The sequence below is a fragment of the Streptomyces sp. TLI_105 genome (assembly GCF_900105415.1).
Classification (GTDB): domain Bacteria; phylum Actinomycetota; class Actinomycetes; order Streptomycetales; family Streptomycetaceae; genus Streptomyces.
Genome location: NZ_FNSM01000001.1, coordinates 520186 through 538671, shown reverse-complemented (window position 1 = coordinate 538671; position 18486 = coordinate 520186). Strand labels below are relative to the sequence as shown.

Genomic DNA, 18486 nt, shown 5'->3' with positions numbered 1-18486 from the left:
GCCCCGTCAGGCGGGGCCCCGGTCAGGCGGGGCGCTTCCACTCCCGCAGCAGGAGATAACCGAGGTACGCCCCGCCGACGGCCATCGTGTACAGGCCGACCGGCAGGTTGTCGAAGAGCGGCAGCTGCTGGGCGGCGAGGTCGGCGAGGACCAGCAGCAGGGCGCCGAGCAGGGTCGACATGACCAGGTGCGGGCCGCCGCCCCGGGTGACCCGCTTGGCGATCTGTGGTGCCGTCAGGGAGACGAAGGCGATCGGTCCGGCGACGCTGACCGCGCCGGCGGAGAGGACGATCGACAGCGAGACCGCCGCGGTCGCCGTGCGGGCCGGACGGGCGCCCAGGCCGGTCGCGAGGTCGTCGCCCATCTCGCCGATGCCCAGCGGCCGGGCGAGGAGCGCGGCGAGCGGCAGGCAGACGAGCAGCACCAGCCAGATCGTCCGCGCGTCGTCCCAGGAGCGGGCGGACAGGCTTCCGTTGATGTAGGCGGTCAGCGCGCTCGCCTTGTCCCGCTCGACGGCGTAGACCACGTACTGGGTGAGGGCCGTCGACATCGCGGACACACCGATGCCGGCCACCACCAGGCGCCCCGGATTGCGGAATCCCGACCCCGTGGAGAAGTACACGACCGCCATGGCGGTCACGGCACCGAGCAGCGCGCCGACGGGAACCGGCACGAGGTCGGGGAAGAACAGCGCGGCGGCCGCCGCACCCGCCCCGGAACCGGCGCCGAGCCCGATGACGTCGGGGCTGCCCAGCGGGTTGCGGGTGACCGACTGGAAGAGGGCCCCGGACAGGCCGAAGGCCGCGCCGGTGGCGATGGCGACGACGAGCCGCGGGCCGCGCAGCCGGTTCAGCACGAAGGCGTTCTTGCCCCTGACCTCGCCCGCCAGCGCCGACGGAAGGTCGGCCAGGTCGATGCCGAGGCGCCCCAGGGAAAGGGTCGCCACGGCCGCCCCGAGAAGCAGCAGCAGCGTCACCGCGGCGGCGATCGCGGTGCGGCGCCGTACGGGGACGGCGATCCACGGGCCGATCCGCACAAGGCTCCGGCCCGCGGGCCGTGACGCCGTCACGGCCGGGGTGTCGATCCGCTCGGCGGTCTTCATGCCGCTCCCCTCATGCGACGGACGGCGAACAGCAGCGCGGGCGCGCCCACGAAGGCGGTGACGACGCCGACCATGAGCTCCTGCGGGCGGAGCAGCACCCGGCCGATGACGTCGGCGAACAGCAGCAGGGCGGGTCCCGCGAGCGAGGTGAAGAGGATCTGCAGGCGGAAGTCGGCGCCCACGAGCACCCGGACGAGGTGCGGGACGGCGAGCCCGACGAAGGCGATGGGGCCGACGGCGGCCGTCGCGGCGGCGCTGAGCAGCGTCGCCGCGAGGAGACCGGCGCCCTTGACGCGGGCGGGGCTGATGCCGAGGGAGGCGGCCTTGTCGTCGCCCATCGCCATGGCGTTGAGCCCCGGCGCGAGGAGTACGGCGAGGACGAGGCCGACGGCGGCGAACGGCAGGACGGCCCAGAAGGCGTCGAAGCCGCGCCCGCCGAGCGAGCCCACCACCCAGTAGCGGTACGTGTCGAAGACCTGCGGCCGGGACAGCGCGACGGCCTGGATGAACGCGGCGAGGACGGCGGAGAGCACCGCACCGGCGAGCACCAGGCGGACCGGCCCGCTGCCGCCGCCGGCCGTGCCGACGAGGTGGACGACCACACCGGTCGCCAGGGCGCCGGCGAGGGCCCACCAGATGGTCTCGCGCTGCCCGGAGGCGCCGAGGAACGCGGTCGCGGCGACGATGGCGGCGGACGCGCCCGCGTTGATGCCGAGAAGTCCCGGTTCGGCGAGCGGATTGCGGGTGATGCCCTGCATCAGCGTGCCGGCGACCCCGAGGCAGAGGCCCGCGAGCAGGCCGAGCGCGGTGCGTGGATAACGGCTCTCGACGACGGTGCGGAGGTAGCCGTCGCCGTCACCGGTGACGACCCGGAGGACGTCGGCGGCGGACGTCGGCTTGCTGCCGAACATCACGCTGGCGAGGACCGCCAGGGCGAGCAGGACCAGGCACAGGGCGGCGGCTGCGAAGTGCCGGGCAGGGCCCCGCCGTACGACGGCGGGGCCCCGGCCGATCCGGGAGAGAGTGGTCACGCCGGGGACCCGCTGCTACTTCCCGGCCTTGGCGACGGCCTTGTCGATCATCGGGAGGTACCGCTCGATGCTGTACGGCACCGTCAGCGGGTTGATCATCGACGAGGCGGTGACGAAGGGCTGGTCGTTGCTGTGGACGAGGGCGCCCTTCTTGACGGCGGGGATGGCCGCGTACAGCGGCTGCGCCTCGATCTCCTTGCGGGACTTCTCGTCCGTGTAGAAGGTGAAGGCGATGTCGCTCTTGGCGAGCTTGTTGGCGTTCTCCAGGCCGATGAGGGCGGAGTCGGTGCCCTCGGTCTCCTTGAAGGTGTTCACGACCGGGTCGACCTTGAGGCCCAGCTTGGAGACCATCGCGACGCGCTGCTCCTCGGGCTTGAAGACGCCGAGGGTGCCGGGGCCGGTGTTGTAGATGTACGAGAACGTGACGTTCTTGTAGTTCGGGCGCGTGGCGGCGGCGTCGGCGAGCTGCTTGTCGATCTTGGAGGTGAGCTCCTTGGCCTTCTCCGGCCGGCCGAGCGCCTTCGCGACGATCTCGATCTGCTGGTCCCAGTCGGTGCTCCACGCCTTGTCGGGGTAGGCGACGGTCGGCGCGATGTCCTTGAGGAGGTCGTACTGCTTCTGCGTGATGCCCGACCAGGGGGCGAGGATGACGTCGGGCTCGAGCTCGGTGATGGCCTCGATGTCCAGCTCCTCGCCGCCGTCGAACTGCGTGGGCAGCTTGGCGCCGGACTTCGTCACCGCGTCGTGGATCCAGGGCAGGTAGCCGGTCTTGTCGCTGCCCCACGGGTAGCTCTCGATGCCGACGGGGACGTCGCCGAGGGCGATGGCCGTCTCGGCCGAGCCCTGGCCGAGGGTGACGACGCGCTTCGGCTTCTCCTTGATGACGGCCTCGCCGAGCGCGCTCTTGATGGTGACGGGGAACGCGCCCGCCGGAGCCTCGGCCGACGTGTCCTTCGCGTCGTCCTTTTCGTCGCCCGAGCCGCACCCGGTCACCATGAGGCCGAGCGAGACCGCGGCGGCGCCCGCCACGAGAACGCGGCGGCGGAGGGGGGTGAACACAGAAGGCATGGCGGATCCTTGTCTCCGGGCAGAGGTGTGCTGACGCCCCGCCCGACGCCCCTCCAGACATGGGAATGCCGAGGCAGCGGCCATCGCGAGGCGCTTGTTAGGTGAGCCTAACCTATCCCCGTCCGGTGTGGAGTGCCAGGTCCGGTTCGGCAGGGAGCGTCGGCTGCCGACCGCCCGGCCGCCGTGTGAAGCGCCGTCAGGCGGACGCCTCCCACGCCGTCGTCAGGCCGTCCAGCCACGCCGGCGGCAGCTCGGCGGCGTCCCACTCCTCGTGCAGGTCCGCCGGGGACGTGGCGAGCCGCTCCAGGACGGCGACGCTGGTGGGGGAGTGGATCAAGGAGTACCGGCCGTGGATCGCGATCGCGCTGCCCGGCCCGTACTCGGCGTACAGCCGCTCCAGGCGCGCGCGGTGGGCCGAGGTGAACTCGGTGAGCCGGCCCGCGTACCCCGCCCGCTGACGCGAGCTCATCGTGCAGAGAAGGGCCCTCAGCACCTGCTCGGTGACCTCCGGGTCGAGATCGGAGACATCGGCGAAGGAGAGGTAGAGCGGAGTCACCGCCACCTTGGTCCGCTCCAGCTCCGTCCGCCCGACGGGCGGACGGTCGTCCGGAGAGGCGGCCGACGGATCCGAGGCGACGGCGTGCCTCAGCGCCCGCTCGGCGACGGCGCCCAGCTCGTCGGCGACGGCCCGCGCCCCGTCGAGCCAGCCGGAGGCGTACGGCTCGCCCTTCCCCTCGGGTGCGCTCCGCCCGGCCGCGCCGACCTCCTCGTACGCGAGGGCCAGCGCGCCCGCCTCGACGAACCCGATCAGCTCCTCCGCGTCGCCGGACCAGACGCCCGCCCGGGCGAGCAACTGGAGCAGCGTCCTCTTCGCGTTGAGGACACTGGCCTCGTCCAGCTGCTGCCGTCCTTCTCCGGCGGTGCTCACAGGATCCTCCTCGTCGTAGGGACGGCGCGGTGCTTCGGCCACACGGAACGCTCCGTTCGAGCCTACGCAACACCCGTCGTCCCGACGCACCCTTCCCGCCCGCGCCGCGCCCGCGTCGACGGCGGAGAAGACCGGGGCGTGAACGTTCAGCGTCGGTACACGCGCAACTCCGCCACCTCGTACGACATCTCCGACGCGTCCGGGTCGGGCGCCGGGTGGTACCGGCCCGCGCAGACCGACAGGTTCACGATGAGATGGGCCCGCCAGGAGCGCCCCACGCCCCGGCGGTCGTCGAAGACGCGGGCGCCGTTGACCCACCACACGACGGATCGCGCCCCGAACTCGACCCGCAGGTCCACCCACGCGCCGGGCCTGACGGCCGGGTCCCGGAAGTAGAGGTACCGGCCCCGCACCCGGTTCGACAGCTCCAGGAGGTCCGGGTTGTCGGGGTGGTACTCGAAGACGTCGACCTCCTGGCCGCCGTCGAGCCAGGTCCAGATCGCCGGCCAGGCGCCCGTCTCCTCGGGCAGGCGCACCCGGGCCTCCAGGACGTCGCCCGCCCGCACCTGGAAGCCCTCCGCGCTGCCCTCCGTCGTGAGCAACCCGGCGTCCCAGAAGCCGTCGCTCCTGCGGGTGGCCCGGAACGTCCCCGTCCGGCTGTACGAGGGGTCCTCCACCAGATGATCGAGCTTGTTGTCGCCGGGGTTCGTCGGCCCGCCGTCGGGATAGGCCCACGAGCGGCCCGCCACCCACTGCTCGACCGAGGAGAAGTCCGCGTCGAGGACGAGGTCGGCGGGGGTCGACGCCGGACCGCCCCCACCGGAACGCCCGCCGCCCCGCCGGAGCCGGTCGAAGAAGTCCCTCAGCACGGCGCCACCCCTTTCGCGCGGACCTCCGTCGGCCCACGGGCAATCTGCCCCGCCTCGCCCGGCGCACGCGTGGAGAACGGTCGATTGGCGACAAGTCGTCACCGACGACGCCGGGCCGGGCAGTGCCGACCGCGACGCGGCCCGGCGCTCTCGGCCTCACCGGGACGGCGGCACTCGAACGCGTCCCGGAAGGGGTACGTATCAACGCCGTCGGCCCCGGTCGCATCGACACCCCTCTCCTCGCCGGACGCGGCCGGGAGGCGTACGGGGCCCGCGCCGCCCGCCGAGCCACCGGAAAGGACAACGCCGTGAAGGCACTCCAGTACCGCACCGTGGGCGCCCCGCCCGAGGTCGTCACCGTCCCCGACCCGGAACCCGGGCCCGGTCAGGTGCTCCTCCGGGTCACCGCCGCCGGCGTCTGCCACTCCGACATCGCCGTGATGAGCTGGTCCGCCGACCAGCTGCCCTTCCCCCTGCCCCTGACCCTCGGTCACGAGGGCGTCGGCACCGTCGCCGCGCTCGGCCCCGGCGCCGAGGGGTTCGCCGTCGGCGACTCCGTCGCCGTGTACGGCCCCTGGGGCTGCGGCACCTGCTTCATGTGCGCCCAGGGCAAGGAGAACTACTGTCTGCGGGCCGCGGAGCTCGGCATCAGGCCGCCCGGTCTCGGCGCGCCCGGCGCCATCGCCGAGTACATGATCGTCGACAGCCCGCGCCACCTGGTGCCGCTCGGCGACCTCGACCCGGTGCGTGCCGTGCCGCTCACGGACGCCGGTCTCACCCCGTACCACGCCATCAAGCGCTCGCTGCCGAAGCTCGTCCCCGGCAGCACCGCCGTCGTCATCGGGACGGGCGGGCTCGGCCACGTCGCCGTCCAGCTGCTGCGCGCCATGACCGCGGCCCGGGTCGTCGCCCTGGACGTCACCGAGGAGAAGCTCGCCCTCGCCCGCGCCGTCGGCGCGCACGACACGGTCCTGTCCGACGCGGCCGCCGCCCCCGCGGTCCGCGCCCTGACCGGAGGTCGCGGCGCGGAGGCGGTGCTCGACTTCGTCGGCGTCCCGCCCACCGTGACGGCCGCCGGCGCGATGGCCGCGGTGGAGGGCGACGTCACCATCGTCGGTCTGGGCGGCGGCGCCCTGCCCGTCGGATTCGGCACCCTGCCGTACGAGGTCTCCGTCACCTCCCCGTACTGGGGGACCCGCGCCGAGCTGATCGAGGTGTTCGACCTGGCCCGGACCGGCGCCGTCGACGTCCACGTCGAGACGTACGGCCTGGACGAGGCACCGAAGGCGTACGAGCGCCTGCACGAGGGACGGATCAACGGCCGGGCGGTCATCCTCCCGAACGGCTGACCCCCGGCGCACGCCACTGCGCCCGCGGCTTCCGCGACCACCGGGCCGGCCGACTCCCCGTCGGGCACGCGCCCGGTGACGCCCGGTCAGGGGGCTGGTCGTTCCAGCGGCAGCGGCAGCGGCAGCGGTCCGGCCGGCCGGGACGGTCGGACGCACCCCGGTGCCCCGGGGCGCGGCACAGGGCGTCACGACACGGCTCCGCGCCCAGGACGGACGCGCGTGTCCGGACCGCGGCGCAACGATCTTCACCGAGGCTCGTTGATCACGTCATGAAGAACGCCGACACCGGGCGACGCGCCCGCCTCCTCGCCTCGACCGTCGCCGCCCTGCTGCTGGGTGTCGCGAGTGCGCCGAGCACGTACGCAGGCCCCGCCGCCCAGGACTGTCCGGCGGCGGAGATCTTCGCGACCGACAACACCGCGATCATCACGGATCCCGACGACCCGAGGCTCGACACCCGCCTCACCCGCTTCGGACACGAGGTGCGGCAGGTCATCCGCGCCCACGGCGCACGTCCGGGCGGATCGGAGCTGCTGGACGGCGTCTTCTGGTCCGAGGAGCTGAAGCAGGCGACGTACGAGCGGTCCCGCGAGTTCGATGTCGAGAGGGTCGGCCGCGACGGGCTCCACCACATCGCGGGCGTCGTCGCCAAGCAGTACGACCAGGAGGCCGTCCTCACCTTCCGCTGCCTGCCGCGCACGTCGCCGGAGACCGACGCGGTCGAGATCGAGGTCCCCGGCGTCCGCGTGAGCGGCCTGCGGGAGGCGCTCGCCGCGGACCCGGAGGCCCGCGACAAGCTGGGCGGCGGCTCCGTCACCCTCGACGGCCGGCTCGTCCTCGTGGCTCCGGTCGACGGCCTGCCGCTGGCCCGCAGGTTCACGACCGCCCTCGGCGCCGACTGGGACCGGGCGCAGGTGCGGTACGGCGACCGGGAGTTCGTGACCGGTGCGGAGTGAGACGGGGCGCCGCTATCCGGTGTACGTTTCGAACTCGGCCACCTGAGGTGCTCCGTTCGAGCCCGTGATCTCGAAGGTGATCTTGCTCAACGAGGTCCGGGGGAACGTGATGGCGCCCGCCCCACTGCCCGAGGTCAGAACGGCTCCCGTGTCGGCGTCGACGACCCGCCAGGATCCGATGCGGCCCGTGGCACCCGCCGTCTCCCGGACGACGATCACCGAGAGGGCGGTGGGGGCGGCCCACTTGATCGATACGGAACCGGTCGTGCCGGCCGGAGACCAGTAGGTGCTCATGTCGCCGTCCCGCACGTTGCCGTAACTCGTGCCGGTGGCCTTGCCGGAGCCGTCCGAGCCGGCTCCGAGGCTGAGGTTCGTCCCGGTCGGCGGGGTGGGTGTGGGGGCAGGGGTGGTCACCGTGGGTGTCGGTGTCGGTGTCGGTGTCGGTGTCGGCGTGGGCGTGGGCGTGGGCGTCGGCGTCGGGGTCGGGGTCGGGGTTGGGGTCTGGGGCGAGCAGCTGCCGTCCGAGACCAGCAGGCCCTTGCCGGCCCCCGCCGTCCGGCTCACGACGGCCGGTACGCAGGCCGCGTCGTCGAGGGTGTAGGCGTACGGGATGCTCACCGTGGTGTTCGACCGCGGGTCCGGTCCGGCCGGGTGGTACTCGCTGCCGGGGCTCGACCAGGTCACGTTGTCGAAGACGTTGCCGCCGACCTGCCAGTGGCCGGCCGCGTCGGTGTAGAAGGTGCCGAGGACGTCCTTGGAGTCCTCGAAGTAGTTGTTGTCCACCTTGGCGTGCGCACCGGCACGGGAGTTGATGCCCGACTCGTTCAGGTGCAGATAGTGGTTGTCGTACATGTGGGCGGTGCCGCCGCGCAGCAGGGGGGCGCGGGAGTCGATGTTCTCGTACAGGTTGTGGTGGTACGTGATGAAGCCGTTGGAGAGCTCCGTCTCGCTGGAGCCGACGAGCCCGCCACGGCCGGAGTTGCGCAGGACGCTGTAGGAGAGCGTCACGTACCGGGTGTTGTCCTTCATGTCGAAGAGGCCGTCGTAGCCTTCGGACTCCCCGCCGGACGCCTCCAGGGTGACGTGGTCGACCCAGACGTTGCGGACGTCGCTCTCCATGCCGATGGCGTCACCGCCGTTGGACGTGGGCGAGCCCGACTTCTTGACGTTCCTGACGGTGACGTTCTGGACGATGATGTTGCTCGACTCGCGGATGTGGATGCCGAGTTGGTCGAAGACGGCGCCGCTTCCGACGCCGACGAGCGTGACGTTGCTGATCTGCTTGAGCTCGATCACCCCGTCGGCGGTGTTGCAGCCGGTGCCTGACACCTTGGCGGTGTTGGCGTGGTTGATCGTGCCTTCGACCTCGATGGTGAGCGGGGTGCTGGTGGTGGGGCGGGCGCACAGGGCGGCGTGGATCGCGGTTCCGGTGGCGGCCCGTACCGTCCGCCCGCCCGCGCCGCCGGTGGTCCCGCCGTTCTGGGTCGCGTAGCCGGTGGCGCCGCCGGTCGCCGCCGCGGCCTCGGGCAGTGACAGGACCGCGCCGGTCGCGGCCACCAGTGCCGTCGCGGCCAGCGCCGCCTGGAATCGTCGTGCGACTGCTCGTCTCATGCTCGTCTTCCCTTTCGCGTTCGCGTGCCGGGAGATACCCGGGAGGGCTGTGCAAGGAGGAATAGAAAGCGCTTTCTATCGTGAGAATAGGGGCGCCTGAGGGAGAGTGGCAAGGCTTCGGGTGGCGGCGGAATCGGCCGCGGACGGTAGGCGGACGGCATGCGATTCCGGCCATTTCCGGGGCGGAACCGGGCGGCCGCCTTGTCCCGGTACGGCTGATCAAGTAGCGTCGCCCGTCATGAACACCGGACCGGCGATACGCCATGCACAGACGGGCGATCCGGTGGAAGGCTGATCGCTCGGCGGGTGCGCGACAGGCACCCCGAAGGTTCGGCACGAGGACCCCCCAGTGCGCCAGCACTGCGAATCCCCTTCACGTGTCGAATCAACAGCGAGGTCATCCACATGGCAGTCACGTTCAACCACACCATCATCGCGTCCAAGAACCGCGATGAATCCGCGCGGTTCTTCCGCGAGTTGCTGGAACTCCCCGAGGCGCCCTCCTGGGGGCCCTTCCTCAACATCCAGCTCGCCGACGGCGTCCTGCTCCAGTTCGCCGAGCCCCCGGTGGACATCCAGATGCAGCACTACGCGTTCATGGTCGACGACGAACTGTTCGACCGGGCGTACCAGCGCCTGTGCGAGCGCGACATCGAGCACTGGGCCGACCCGCAGATGCGGCGCCCCGGTGAGACCAACACCGAACACGGCGGGCGCGGGGTCTACTTCAAGGACCCGTCCGGGCATGCGATCGAGCTGATCACGCGCCCGTACCTGTAGCCCGGTAGGTCGGTAGGTCGGTAGGTCGGTAGTCCGGGGCGTTTCCTCCGATGCCGGAGGAAACGTTCGCGGGGTGGCGGGCCGGGATGTCCCCGGCCCGCCACCCCGCACCCGGTGCCGGCCTCGTCAGGCGAGGAACTCCCCGTCGCGGGCCACGACCACACCACCGTGGACGACCATGTCCCGGCGCGGCATGTCGACGACGACCTGCGGCAGGCACTCGCCGCGCACCAGGACGAAGTCGGCCGGGGCGCCCGCCCGGAGGTCGGCGTGCGCGAGGCCCATCACGTCCGCGCCGCCGTGGGTCGCGACGCGGTAGCACTCCGACAGCTCGTCGTCGAGGCGCACGTCCGTCACCCAGCCGAGGATGTGCGCGCGGTGCATCATGTCGGCGTCGCCGAACGGGCTCCACGAGTCCCGGACGCCGTCCGAGCCGAGCCCGACCCGCACGCCGTGCTCGCGCAGCCGGGCGATCGGAAGCACCAGGGAGTCCGAGGGTGCGACCGTGGTGAGGGCGATGTCCTGCTCGCCCAAGTCCGTCGCGATGGCGCCCAGTTCACGGTCCGTCAGGCCCGGAAGGCAGAAGACGTGGCTGACCGTGACCTTGCCGGCGAGGGAGAGGGCACGGGTGCGCTCGACGATGCCGCGCATCGCCCGCATGCCCTTCTCGCCGCGGTCGTGCAGGTGGATGTCCACACCGACGCCATGGCGGTCCGCGATGCCGAAGACGACGTCGAGCTGCTCGTCGAGGGCCTGGTCGAAGCCGATCGGGTCGATGCCGCCGATCATGTCGATGACCCCCTCGCGCGCCGCCTTCTCCAGGAGCGCCGCCGTGCCCGGGGTGCGGATGACGCCGTGCTGCGGGAAGGCCACGATCTGGACGTCGAGGGCGTGGCGCAGTCGCTCGCGGGCCTCCGCCACGCCCTCCACACCGGCCAGGCCGTAGGCCGGGGCCACGTCGGCGTGGGCGCGCATGCCGCGGGTGCCGCGGGCGACGGCGTGGCTCATCAGGCCGTAGGCGCGCTCGGCGACGGGGCGGCGCTGGCTGCGGAACAGCTCCACGTCCTGCGCGACGTAGTCGGCGATGCCGGAGGCCGGCCGGCGCGACACCCAGGAGCCGCCCCAGGTGGTCTTGTCGGGGTGGATGTGCGCGTCGACGAGGGACGGGAGGGCGATCCGGCCGCCGCCGTCGACGACCTTCGCGTCGTGCGGAGCGGGGCCGTCCGAGATCCGGCCGTCGACGACGACGAGGTCCGTGGGCTTCGCCGCGCCGAACGGGCGCACGTTGCGGAACACGACGGTCCTGTCGCGGCGGCCGGGGCGGGCCGATGCCGCGGCTCCGGTCGCGGCCGGAGCGGTCGCCGCCTGCGCGGTCCCGGCCGTGGCGGCCGCCGTGGCCGTGGCACCGGCGAGGGCGGCGGCACCGGCGAGCATGGTGCGGCGGGAGAGGGCGGAGGAGGTGGACGGGGGCTGCATGGGGGCTCCTTGGGAGGGGTGGGGCGGAGTGGGGACGGGGAAGGTCGTCGGGTGGTACGGGGTGAGGCGCAGGCCCGGCCCGGTTCGGGGCCCGGGTGGCGGGCCTCGGCCCGCGACGGGCGGGCCTTTTGCCGCGCCGGGTTGTGGTGCTCCGCCTGCGGCGGGGTACGCCTCCATGGCCCAGGGTGTGGACGCTCGCCCGTTGCGGGCCGCGTCCTCCCGGGCTGGGTTGTGGACGCTTGCCCGTTGTGGGGCGCGCCCTCGTGGTTCGGGGTGCGGGCGCTCGCTCGCAGGGGCTGCGCCCCCGCCGCACCTGGTTGTGGGCAGGCGTTCCGCGGGGCGGAACGGGTGGGCACAACCCCACGACGGCGCCGCACGCCGGGTGCGGGTCCAGGCGCGGAAGCCTGGGCCCGGCAAGGGGCGCCGTCCCGTGTGCCCACCCTCCCCCAAGCTCTCGGCTTCGCTCGAGCAGGGGGGACCCCCTCGCCCCAGCGGGACGATTGCCCACACGGGGGGTGGGTGCGCCGCCCTGGCAGGCGCAGCCCGCACGGCGGGCGGCGGAGGGCACCGCCCCGGCAGGCGCGGCCCGCACGGCGGCGGGGGCGCCGTCCCGGCAGGCGCGGCCCGCACGGCGGGCGGCGGAGGGTACCGCCCCGCAGGCGCGCGCCCACACGGGCGGGGGCACGGGCCCGCCGGGCGCGCTCACACGGCGGCGGGCACTGCCCCGCCGGGCACGGCCCTGTGCGGCGAGGGCACCGCCCCGCCGGGCGCAGCCCGTACGGCAGGTGGCGGGTCCCAGTGGGAGGGGCACCGCCCCGCCGGGCGCAGCCCCGCGCGGAGGTGGCGTGGGGCGCTGGCCCGCCAGGGGACCGGGCGCCCGCCCGGTGGGTCAGAGGGGGAGGCCCGCGCGTATCACGCGGGTCGGGTGCTTGAGGAGGGTCACGTCGGTCAGGGGGTCCCCCGGTACGAGGATCGCGTCGCCCGCGTAGCCCCGGGCGAGGCGGCCCACCGTGCGGTCCACGCCCAGCAGGCGGGAGGCCCCGGTGGTCGCGGTGCGGATCGCGTCGAGCGCGGACAGCCCCGCGGCGCGCATGAGTTCGACCTCGCGGCCGATCGGGCGCACGGTGCCGCCGGACGAGTCGGTGCCGGCGGCGAGGGGGACGCCGAGTTCGTGCGCGGCGAGGACGGCCCGCTTCAGCACGGGGAGGTAGGTGCGGCCGCGCTCGGCGAGGATCGGGTTCGTGGACTCCGCGAGGCCGGCGATGGCGGTGAGGGTGGGGGTGAAGTACGTACCCCGGCGGCGCATCTCGCGCAGGGTGCGCTCGCCGACGAACGCGCCGTGCTCCAGGGAGCGGATGCCGGCCGTGACGGCGTCGTGGCAGCCCTGCTCGCTGTAGCTGTGGCACAGGACGCCCTTGCCGCGCCGCCGGGCGGCGGCGACGATCTCGGCGAGCTGCTCGTACGAGTACACCTGGGCCAGCGGGTCCTGCTCCGGCAGTCCGGCGCGCTCGTTGACGCGGGTCTTGATGACGTCGGCGCCTCGGGCGAGGTTGACCTCGACGACCCGGCGCAGCGCCTCGGCCGAGCGCACGCCGTCCTTGAGGCGGGCGAGCGGGGTGAGGTCGGGGTCGGCGAGGACGGTGTCGCCGAGGTCCGGGGTGACGAAGACGCCGGCGGCCGTCAGGCGGGGTGCGAGTGCCGGGCTGTGCCGGGCGAGTTCGCGGACGGCGATGTCCTGGTAGAAGGTGGTCGATCCGCTGCGCGCGCTGGTCGCGCCCTGGCGGACGGCGTCGCGGGCCTCGGCGGCGGTGCTGAGGTGGATGTGCGCGTCCACCAGGCCCGGCAGGACCCAGTGGCCGTGGGCGTCGAGGGTCGCGGCGCCCTGCGGCACGGCGACGGCGCCTTCGCGGCCCGCGGCGCGCACGGTCCCGCGCTCGATGACGACGACGGCGTTCTCGGTGACCTCGCCGGTGGCGGGGTCGAGGAGCGTGCCGCCCCGGATCACGAGGTCGCCTCCGGTCGGAGTTCTCCCACCCGGGGCCGCGCCCGTCGGAGAGGCCGTGCCCGTCGAGGAGACCGCGGCCGCCGTGCCGGACGCGGCCACGGTGCCGGCGAGCGCGGCCGCACCCGCGAGGACGCCGCGGCGGGTCACCGAGGGGGAAGGCGGCGGGGTGGCTTCAAGGCACATGGGAGCTCCTTGGGGGAGTGGGCCGACGGCGGCTCCCCGTTTTGTATACCAATTTTGGAAAGGTGGGCAAGGGTGAAGATCTGATCGGGAGCTTTGGCTGTGTCGTGCCGTGGGATAGGGGTTTCGTGGTCCGTGATTTTGGTATACGAATATCTCTAGAAGGTCGTTCCGCTTCCGCGGGGGCCCGGATATTCGGGTGCGCCGGACCCGCCCCGATGGTGCAATCGCCCGATGGGACGAGCGACATCCATGACGGTCGACCGCGGGCAGTTCGCCGACGCGGTCACCCCCTGGGAGGAAGAGGCCTGGCGGGCGGAAGCACTCGGCTGGTCGGAGCGGGAGCTCGGCCGGCACGGCCTGGAGGAGACGGGGCCCCGTGACGTCAGGGTCCGGCCCTGGTCGATCCTCGTGCGGTTCCGGACCGGAGCCGGCGAGCGCGACGCGGTGTGGTTCAAGGCGAGCGCCCCCGACGCCGCCTTCGAGGCCGCCCTCGGCGGAGCGCTCGCCGACTGGGTGCCCGAGCACGTCGTGGCACCGTTCGCGGTCGACGCGGAGCGCGGCTGGTCGCTCCTCCCCGACGGCGGTCCCCTCTTCCGGGACGTCCTCGACGCCGGCGGCGCGGGGCCGGATGCCTGGGCGCGGGCGCTCGGCCAGTACGCGCGGATGCAGCGGGCGCTGACCCCGTACGCGGACCGGATGACCGCCCTCGGCGTGCCCGGCGGCCGCACCGCTCAGCTGCCGGAGATCTTCGACGGTCTCGTCGAGGGCAACGCAGCCCTGGACCCCGACGCCCGCCGCGCCCTCCGGGACCGGCGACCCCGGCTCCTCGACTGGTGCGCCGAGCTCGACGCGTACGGGATCCCGGACTCGCTCGACCACTGCGACCTGCACGACGCCCAGCTCCTCGCCCCCGCCGCCGGCCGCTTCACCTTCTTCGACTGGGGCGACGCCAACGTCGCCCACCCCTTCACCAGCCTGCTCGTCCCCGCCCGCGCCGTCCGGGAGCGCCACGGCCCCGAGCATGTGCACCGGCTGCGCGACGCCTATCTGGAGCCCTGGACCGACCTGGGGCCCTCCCTGCCGGAGCTCCGCCGCGCCGCGGCGCTCGCCACGCGGCTCGCCGCGCTGGGCCGGGCGGTCTCCTGGTTCCGCCTCTTCCCGGGCACGCCCACCACGGGGTGCGCGGAGGCGAGCGCCCACTGGGTGAACGAACTCTTCGCCGAATCGGTGGTCCTCTGACCCCACGGTTCCCGGCCTGCCCGGCTTTCAGCCCCTCTCGGTGTAGTGGAAACGGGTCCACAGAGGCAGCGCGAACCAGCAGAGCAGGTACCAGGCGAGGACGCCGGAGACGAGCCAGGGCACGTACGCGTCGTGCGTGACCACCCGCAGGACGAGGAAGAGGGCCGATGTCAGGGTCGCCAGGAGCAGGACGAGACCGATGAAGGTGAGGCGTGAGGCCCAGACGACCGCCTGGGGTTTGATCCGCCGTCCCGCCACGATCCGGTGGAAGGCGACGGGGCCGATGAGCGCGCCCGTGGCCAGCGATCCGAGCACGATCGTGATGACGTAGATCGTCTTGTCGGTCTGGTCGAGACCCTGGAAGTGCGGGGTGAAGGCCACGGTGAGGAGGAAGCCGAGGAGGATCTGGACGCCGGTCTGCGCCACCCGGATCTCCTGCATGAGGTCCGTCCAGCGCCGGTCGGCCCGTTCCTCCTCGGTCTCGTCGCGGCCGTGGCGACGCCCGTCCCGCCGATCCGGCTCCGCCTCCATGAGGTCTTCCGTCTCCTTCCCCGGGGGAGCCCGGTGGTCAGGCGCGGCCCGCGGCCTTCTGGCTCCGGCGGGACAGCGAGTCGACGACGACGGCGGCCAGCAGCACCGATCCGGTGATCATGAACTGGACGGCATTGCTGACACCCATGATGTTCATGCCCGATTGGATGGATCCGATGACCAGCGCGCCGAGAAGGGCGGACCAGACCGAGCCGCGCCCGCCGAACAGGCTCGTGCCGCCGATGACGGCCGCGGCGATGACGTTCATCAGCAGGTTGCCGCCGCCGGAGGTCTGGCTCGCGGACTGGATCTGGCCGGCCAGGAAGATGCCGCCGACCGCCGCCATGGTGCCGGAGATCGAGAAGACGGTCATCCGGACGAACGGCACGCTGATGCCGGCCCGGCGCGCGCCCTCGATGTTCCCGCCGACGGCGAAGATCCGCCGCCCGTAGGTCGTACGGCGCAGCACGAAGTCCAGGACCACCAGCAGGATCAGGAAGATGAGGAGCGCGAGCGGAAGCCCTTGGTACTGGTTGAGGATGTACGCCGCGACGAACGCGATCGCGGCGATCACGGCCGTACGGAGCACGATCTCGGCGACCGGCCGGAACGGCACCCGGGCGGCCCGGCGGCGTCTGGCGTCCAGGAGCGAGGCGGCGAGGAAGAGCCCGACCCCCACGGCCGCGGTCACGTAGGCCGTGGCGGGGCTGTGGAAGATCGTCGAGTAGAGCTTGGAGACGATGCTCTCGCTCGGGATGTTGACCGTGCCGCTGCTGCCCAGGATCTGGAGCATCAGACCGTTCCAGGCGAGGTTGCCCGCGAGGGTGACCACGAACGCCGGCACGCCGACCTTCGCGAAGAAGAAGCCGTGGATGAGCCCGACGGCCGCTCCGCCCGCGATGGCGACGAGGAGCGCCAGCCATTGGTTCATGCCGTTCAGGACGTTGAGCACGGCGAAGATGGCGGCGCACAGGCCGCTGACGGAGCCGACGGAGAGGTCGATCTCGCCGAGCAGCAGGACGAAGACGATGCCGACGGCGATCATGCCGGTGCCGACGATCTGCTGGCTGAGGTCGGAGAGGTTCTGGGCCGAGAGGAAGGTGCTGTCGAGGCTGCCGAAGACCGTCCAGATGATGATCACGGCGATGACGACGGGCAGCGACCCCAGCTCTCCGCTGCGCAGCTTGCGGCGGAACTCCCCGAGGTACCCCTTCAGACCCTCCTCGCGCACGAGCAGCCGGGTGTCCACCGCGGGCATCGACTCGGACGCCGGTTCCTGGGCGGCGGCGTCGCCGGGGGCGCGGTCCCGTCTCATCGCTCCTCCTCCCGCTTGCGGGCCTGGCGGCGGGTGACGGCGCTGTCGGTGGCCCCGGTGATGGCGGAGATGATCTCCTCGGTGGTCGTGGAGCGCTTGTCGAAGAGGCCGTTGTTCCGGCCGAGGCGCATGACGGCGATGCGGTCGGCGACCGCCATCACGTCCACCATGTTGTGGCTGATCAGAATGGTGCCGAGACCGTGCTCGCGGAGCCGCTCGACCAGGTCGAGGACTTCGGCGGTCTGCTCCACGCCCAGGGCGGCGGTGGGTTCGTCCAGGATGACGATCTTCGGGTCGCCGATCAGGGAGCGGGCGATCGCGACGGTCTGGCGCTGGCCGCCCGAGAGGGAGGCGACCGGGATCCGGACGCTGGGGATGCGGATGGAGAGCGTGTCGAGCAGTTCGCGCGAGCGCTGCTCCATCCGCACCTCGTCCAGGACGCCGAAGCGGCGCAGTTCGCGGCCGAGGAAGAGATTGCCGACCACGTCGAGGTTGTCGCACAGGGCGAGGTCCTGGTAGACGGTGGCGATGCCGAGGTTCTGGGCGTCGTGGGGCCGGTGGATGCCGACCGGTCGGCCCTCCCACTCGATGACGCCTTCGTCGGGCGGGTTCACCCCGGCGATCGACTTGACGGCGGTGGACTTGCCGGCGCCGTTGTCGCCGACGAGGGCGACGACCTCGCCGGCGTGGACCTCCAGATCGAAGTCCTTCAACGCCTGGACCGCGCCGAACCGTTTGGAGATCCCCCGCAGGGTGAGCACGGCTGGCTCTGGCAAGGGAACCGCCTCCTCCGCTCGCGCGAACCGCTCCGCGGCTGTCCGCCGTCGTCCGCGGCTATTCGAGACCGGCGTCCTTGCAGGCCGCCGCATAGGTCGGGGTGCAGATCTCCTTGACCGTGTAGAGCCCGTCCTTGACCACGGTGTCCTTGATGTTGTCCTTGCTCACCACGACCGGGTCGAGCAGCCGGGCCGCGACCTTGCGGTCACTGTCGCTGGTGACGGTGGTGGGAACCAGGTCGGACGGCAGCTTCTTGCCCTCCGCCAGGTTGACGGCCATGGTGGCCGCGATGTCGGCCTCCGGCTTGTACGGCTTCTCGACCGTGATCGTCTGGGTGCCGATCAGGATCCGCTGGATCGCGTCGAGTTGGGCGTCCTGCCCGGTCAGCGGCACGTTGATGCCGGCCGCCTTGAGGGCGGTGGAGATGCCCGCGGCCAGTCCGTCGTTGGCCGAGTAGACACCGACGATCTTGTCCTTGCCGAGGGAGCTGATGGCGCCGGACATCTGCTGGTTGGCGTTGTTCGGGTCCCAGTTGGGGGTGTCGTACTCCTTGCCGATCTTCACCTTGCCGTCGAGGACGGAGTGCGCTCCGGCCTTGAACTCGGCGGCGTTCGGGTCCGTCGGCGACCCGTTGTGCATCACGATCTCACCGCTCTTGGCCTTGTCGCCGAGCGCGGCGAGGAGCGCCTTGCCCTGCAGCTCGCCCACCTTGTGGTTGTCGTACGACACGTAGGCGTCGACGGGACCCTGCGCGAGGCGGTCGTACGCGACGACCTTGACGCCCGCGTCATGGGCCTTCTGCACGGAGGACTGGATGGACTTGGCGTCCACGGCGTCGAGGATGAGGACCTTGTCACCCTTGGCGAGCGCGGTGTTGACCTGCTGTTGCTGGGTGGTGGCGCTCTCGGCGGCGTTGTAGTAGTCGATCTGGGCGTCGGGCGCCAGTTCCTTGATCTTCTGCTCGATGTAGGGCTTGTCGAACTTCTCGTACCGGGTGGTCTTGCTCTCCGGCAGCAGCAGACCGATCTTGATGTCCCCCTGCTTCTCGCTCCCCGCGCCCAGGGCCGTCGCACTGGTCGCCATCACTCCGAGGGAGAGGGCTGCGGCTCCGGCCAGGGCTATCGCGCTCCGCAAAGTACGGGTCATGGGAGGCTCCTTTCGTACGCTCCCTCTCCCTCACCTCGTGAGCGTGGGAACGAGGACGTACATATGGCCTATATATCGACATTAGCGGCAACCTGAGGACCGGCAAGCGGGTGAGTCCCG

The 18486-nt window shown here is 72.5% G+C and carries 16 protein-coding genes; 4 read left to right on the top strand and 12 right to left on the bottom strand.

What is annotated here, in order from left to right; genetic code table 11:
- Positions 1-22 precede the first annotated feature (22 nt).
- The 5 genes from BLW86_RS02630 to BLW86_RS02610 form a co-directional block, all read right to left on the bottom strand.
- Entirely contained in the window at positions 23-1102 is a 1080-nt protein-coding gene (locus BLW86_RS02630) for a FecCD family ABC transporter permease (protein ID WP_093872495.1), read from the bottom strand.
- Positions 1099-2133 carry a FecCD family ABC transporter permease gene (locus tag BLW86_RS02625; protein WP_093872494.1) on the bottom strand — a complete coding sequence of 345 codons (1035 nt, stop codon included), beginning with the start codon at positions 2131-2133 and terminating at the stop codon, positions 1099-1101. The genes BLW86_RS02630 and BLW86_RS02625 overlap by 4 nt, the downstream gene beginning before the upstream one ends.
- A gap of 15 nt (positions 2134-2148) precedes the next feature.
- A complete protein-coding gene (locus BLW86_RS02620) occupies positions 2149-3201 on the bottom strand; it encodes an iron-siderophore ABC transporter substrate-binding protein (protein ID WP_093872493.1) in 1053 nt (350 codons plus the stop codon).
- 196 nt (positions 3202-3397) lie between these two features.
- Complete coding sequence (locus tag BLW86_RS02615; RefSeq protein WP_093872492.1) at positions 3398-4129, bottom strand: hypothetical protein; 732 nt, start codon at positions 4127-4129, stop codon at positions 3398-3400.
- Positions 4130-4275: 146 nt separating this feature from the next.
- Positions 4276-4878: a LamG domain-containing protein gene (locus BLW86_RS02610; protein ID WP_256341632.1), complete on the bottom strand. Its 603-nt coding sequence runs from the start codon at positions 4876-4878 to the stop codon at positions 4276-4278.
- 428 nt (positions 4879-5306) lie between these two features.
- On the opposite strand from BLW86_RS02610, the gene BLW86_RS02605 reads away from it, so the two are divergent.
- Both BLW86_RS02605 and BLW86_RS02600 read left to right on the top strand, forming a co-directional pair.
- Positions 5307-6347: an NAD(P)-dependent alcohol dehydrogenase gene (locus BLW86_RS02605; RefSeq protein ID WP_093878457.1), complete on the top strand. Its 1041-nt coding sequence runs from the start codon at positions 5307-5309 to the stop codon at positions 6345-6347.
- A gap of 269 nt (positions 6348-6616) precedes the next feature.
- Positions 6617-7303 carry a hypothetical protein gene (locus BLW86_RS02600; RefSeq protein WP_177181534.1) on the top strand — a complete coding sequence of 229 codons (687 nt, stop codon included), beginning with the start codon at positions 6617-6619 and terminating at the stop codon, positions 7301-7303.
- A 12-nt stretch (positions 7304-7315) separates the two neighbouring features.
- On the opposite strand, the gene BLW86_RS02595 is transcribed toward BLW86_RS02600, so the two are convergent.
- Positions 7316-8914 carry a pectate lyase family protein gene (locus BLW86_RS02595; protein ID WP_093872490.1) on the bottom strand — a complete coding sequence of 533 codons (1599 nt, stop codon included), beginning with the start codon at positions 8912-8914 and terminating at the stop codon, positions 7316-7318.
- 405 nt (positions 8915-9319) lie between these two features.
- Here BLW86_RS02595 and BLW86_RS02590 point away from each other — a divergent pair, with 405 nt between their 5' ends.
- Positions 9320-9694, top strand: a complete 375-nt coding sequence (locus tag BLW86_RS02590; RefSeq protein ID WP_093872489.1) for a VOC family protein — start codon at positions 9320-9322, stop codon at positions 9692-9694.
- A 126-nt stretch (positions 9695-9820) separates the two neighbouring features.
- Here the strand turns inward: BLW86_RS02590 and BLW86_RS02585 are convergent, their stop codons facing one another.
- Positions 9821-11170, bottom strand: coding sequence for an amidohydrolase family protein (locus BLW86_RS02585; RefSeq protein ID WP_093872488.1), 1350 nt, complete (start codon positions 11168-11170; stop codon positions 9821-9823).
- An 889-nt stretch (positions 11171-12059) separates the two neighbouring features.
- On the bottom strand, positions 12060-13358 hold the full coding sequence (locus BLW86_RS02580) for an amidohydrolase family protein (RefSeq protein ID WP_093872487.1): 1299 nt from the start codon (positions 13356-13358) through the stop codon (positions 12060-12062).
- 231 nt (positions 13359-13589) lie between these two features.
- Between BLW86_RS02580 and BLW86_RS02575 the strand changes: the two genes are divergently transcribed.
- Positions 13590-14597: a phosphotransferase gene (locus tag BLW86_RS02575; RefSeq protein ID WP_093872486.1), complete on the top strand. Its 1008-nt coding sequence runs from the start codon at positions 13590-13592 to the stop codon at positions 14595-14597.
- A gap of 27 nt (positions 14598-14624) precedes the next feature.
- On the opposite strand, the gene BLW86_RS02570 is transcribed toward BLW86_RS02575, so the two are convergent.
- From BLW86_RS02570 to BLW86_RS02555, 4 genes are read right to left on the bottom strand one after another with little or no spacing between them, the layout of a single operon-like run.
- The gene (locus BLW86_RS02570) at positions 14625-15128 is read right to left on the bottom strand and encodes a DUF6328 family protein (protein WP_093872485.1); all 504 of its coding nucleotides are present in this window, start codon (positions 15126-15128) and stop codon (positions 14625-14627) included.
- Positions 15129-15165: 37 nt separating this feature from the next.
- Entirely contained in the window at positions 15166-16443 is a 1278-nt protein-coding gene (locus tag BLW86_RS02565) for a sugar ABC transporter permease (RefSeq protein WP_093872484.1), read from the bottom strand.
- Complete coding sequence (locus BLW86_RS02560) at positions 16440-17219, bottom strand: ATP-binding cassette domain-containing protein (protein WP_093872483.1); 780 nt, start codon at positions 17217-17219, stop codon at positions 16440-16442. Before BLW86_RS02560 ends, BLW86_RS02565 begins: the two co-directional genes overlap by 4 nt.
- Before the next feature lie 58 nt (positions 17220-17277).
- The gene (locus BLW86_RS02555; RefSeq protein WP_093872482.1) at positions 17278-18366 is read right to left on the bottom strand and encodes a substrate-binding domain-containing protein; all 1089 of its coding nucleotides are present in this window, start codon (positions 18364-18366) and stop codon (positions 17278-17280) included.
- Between the last annotated feature and the right edge of the window lie 120 nt (positions 18367-18486).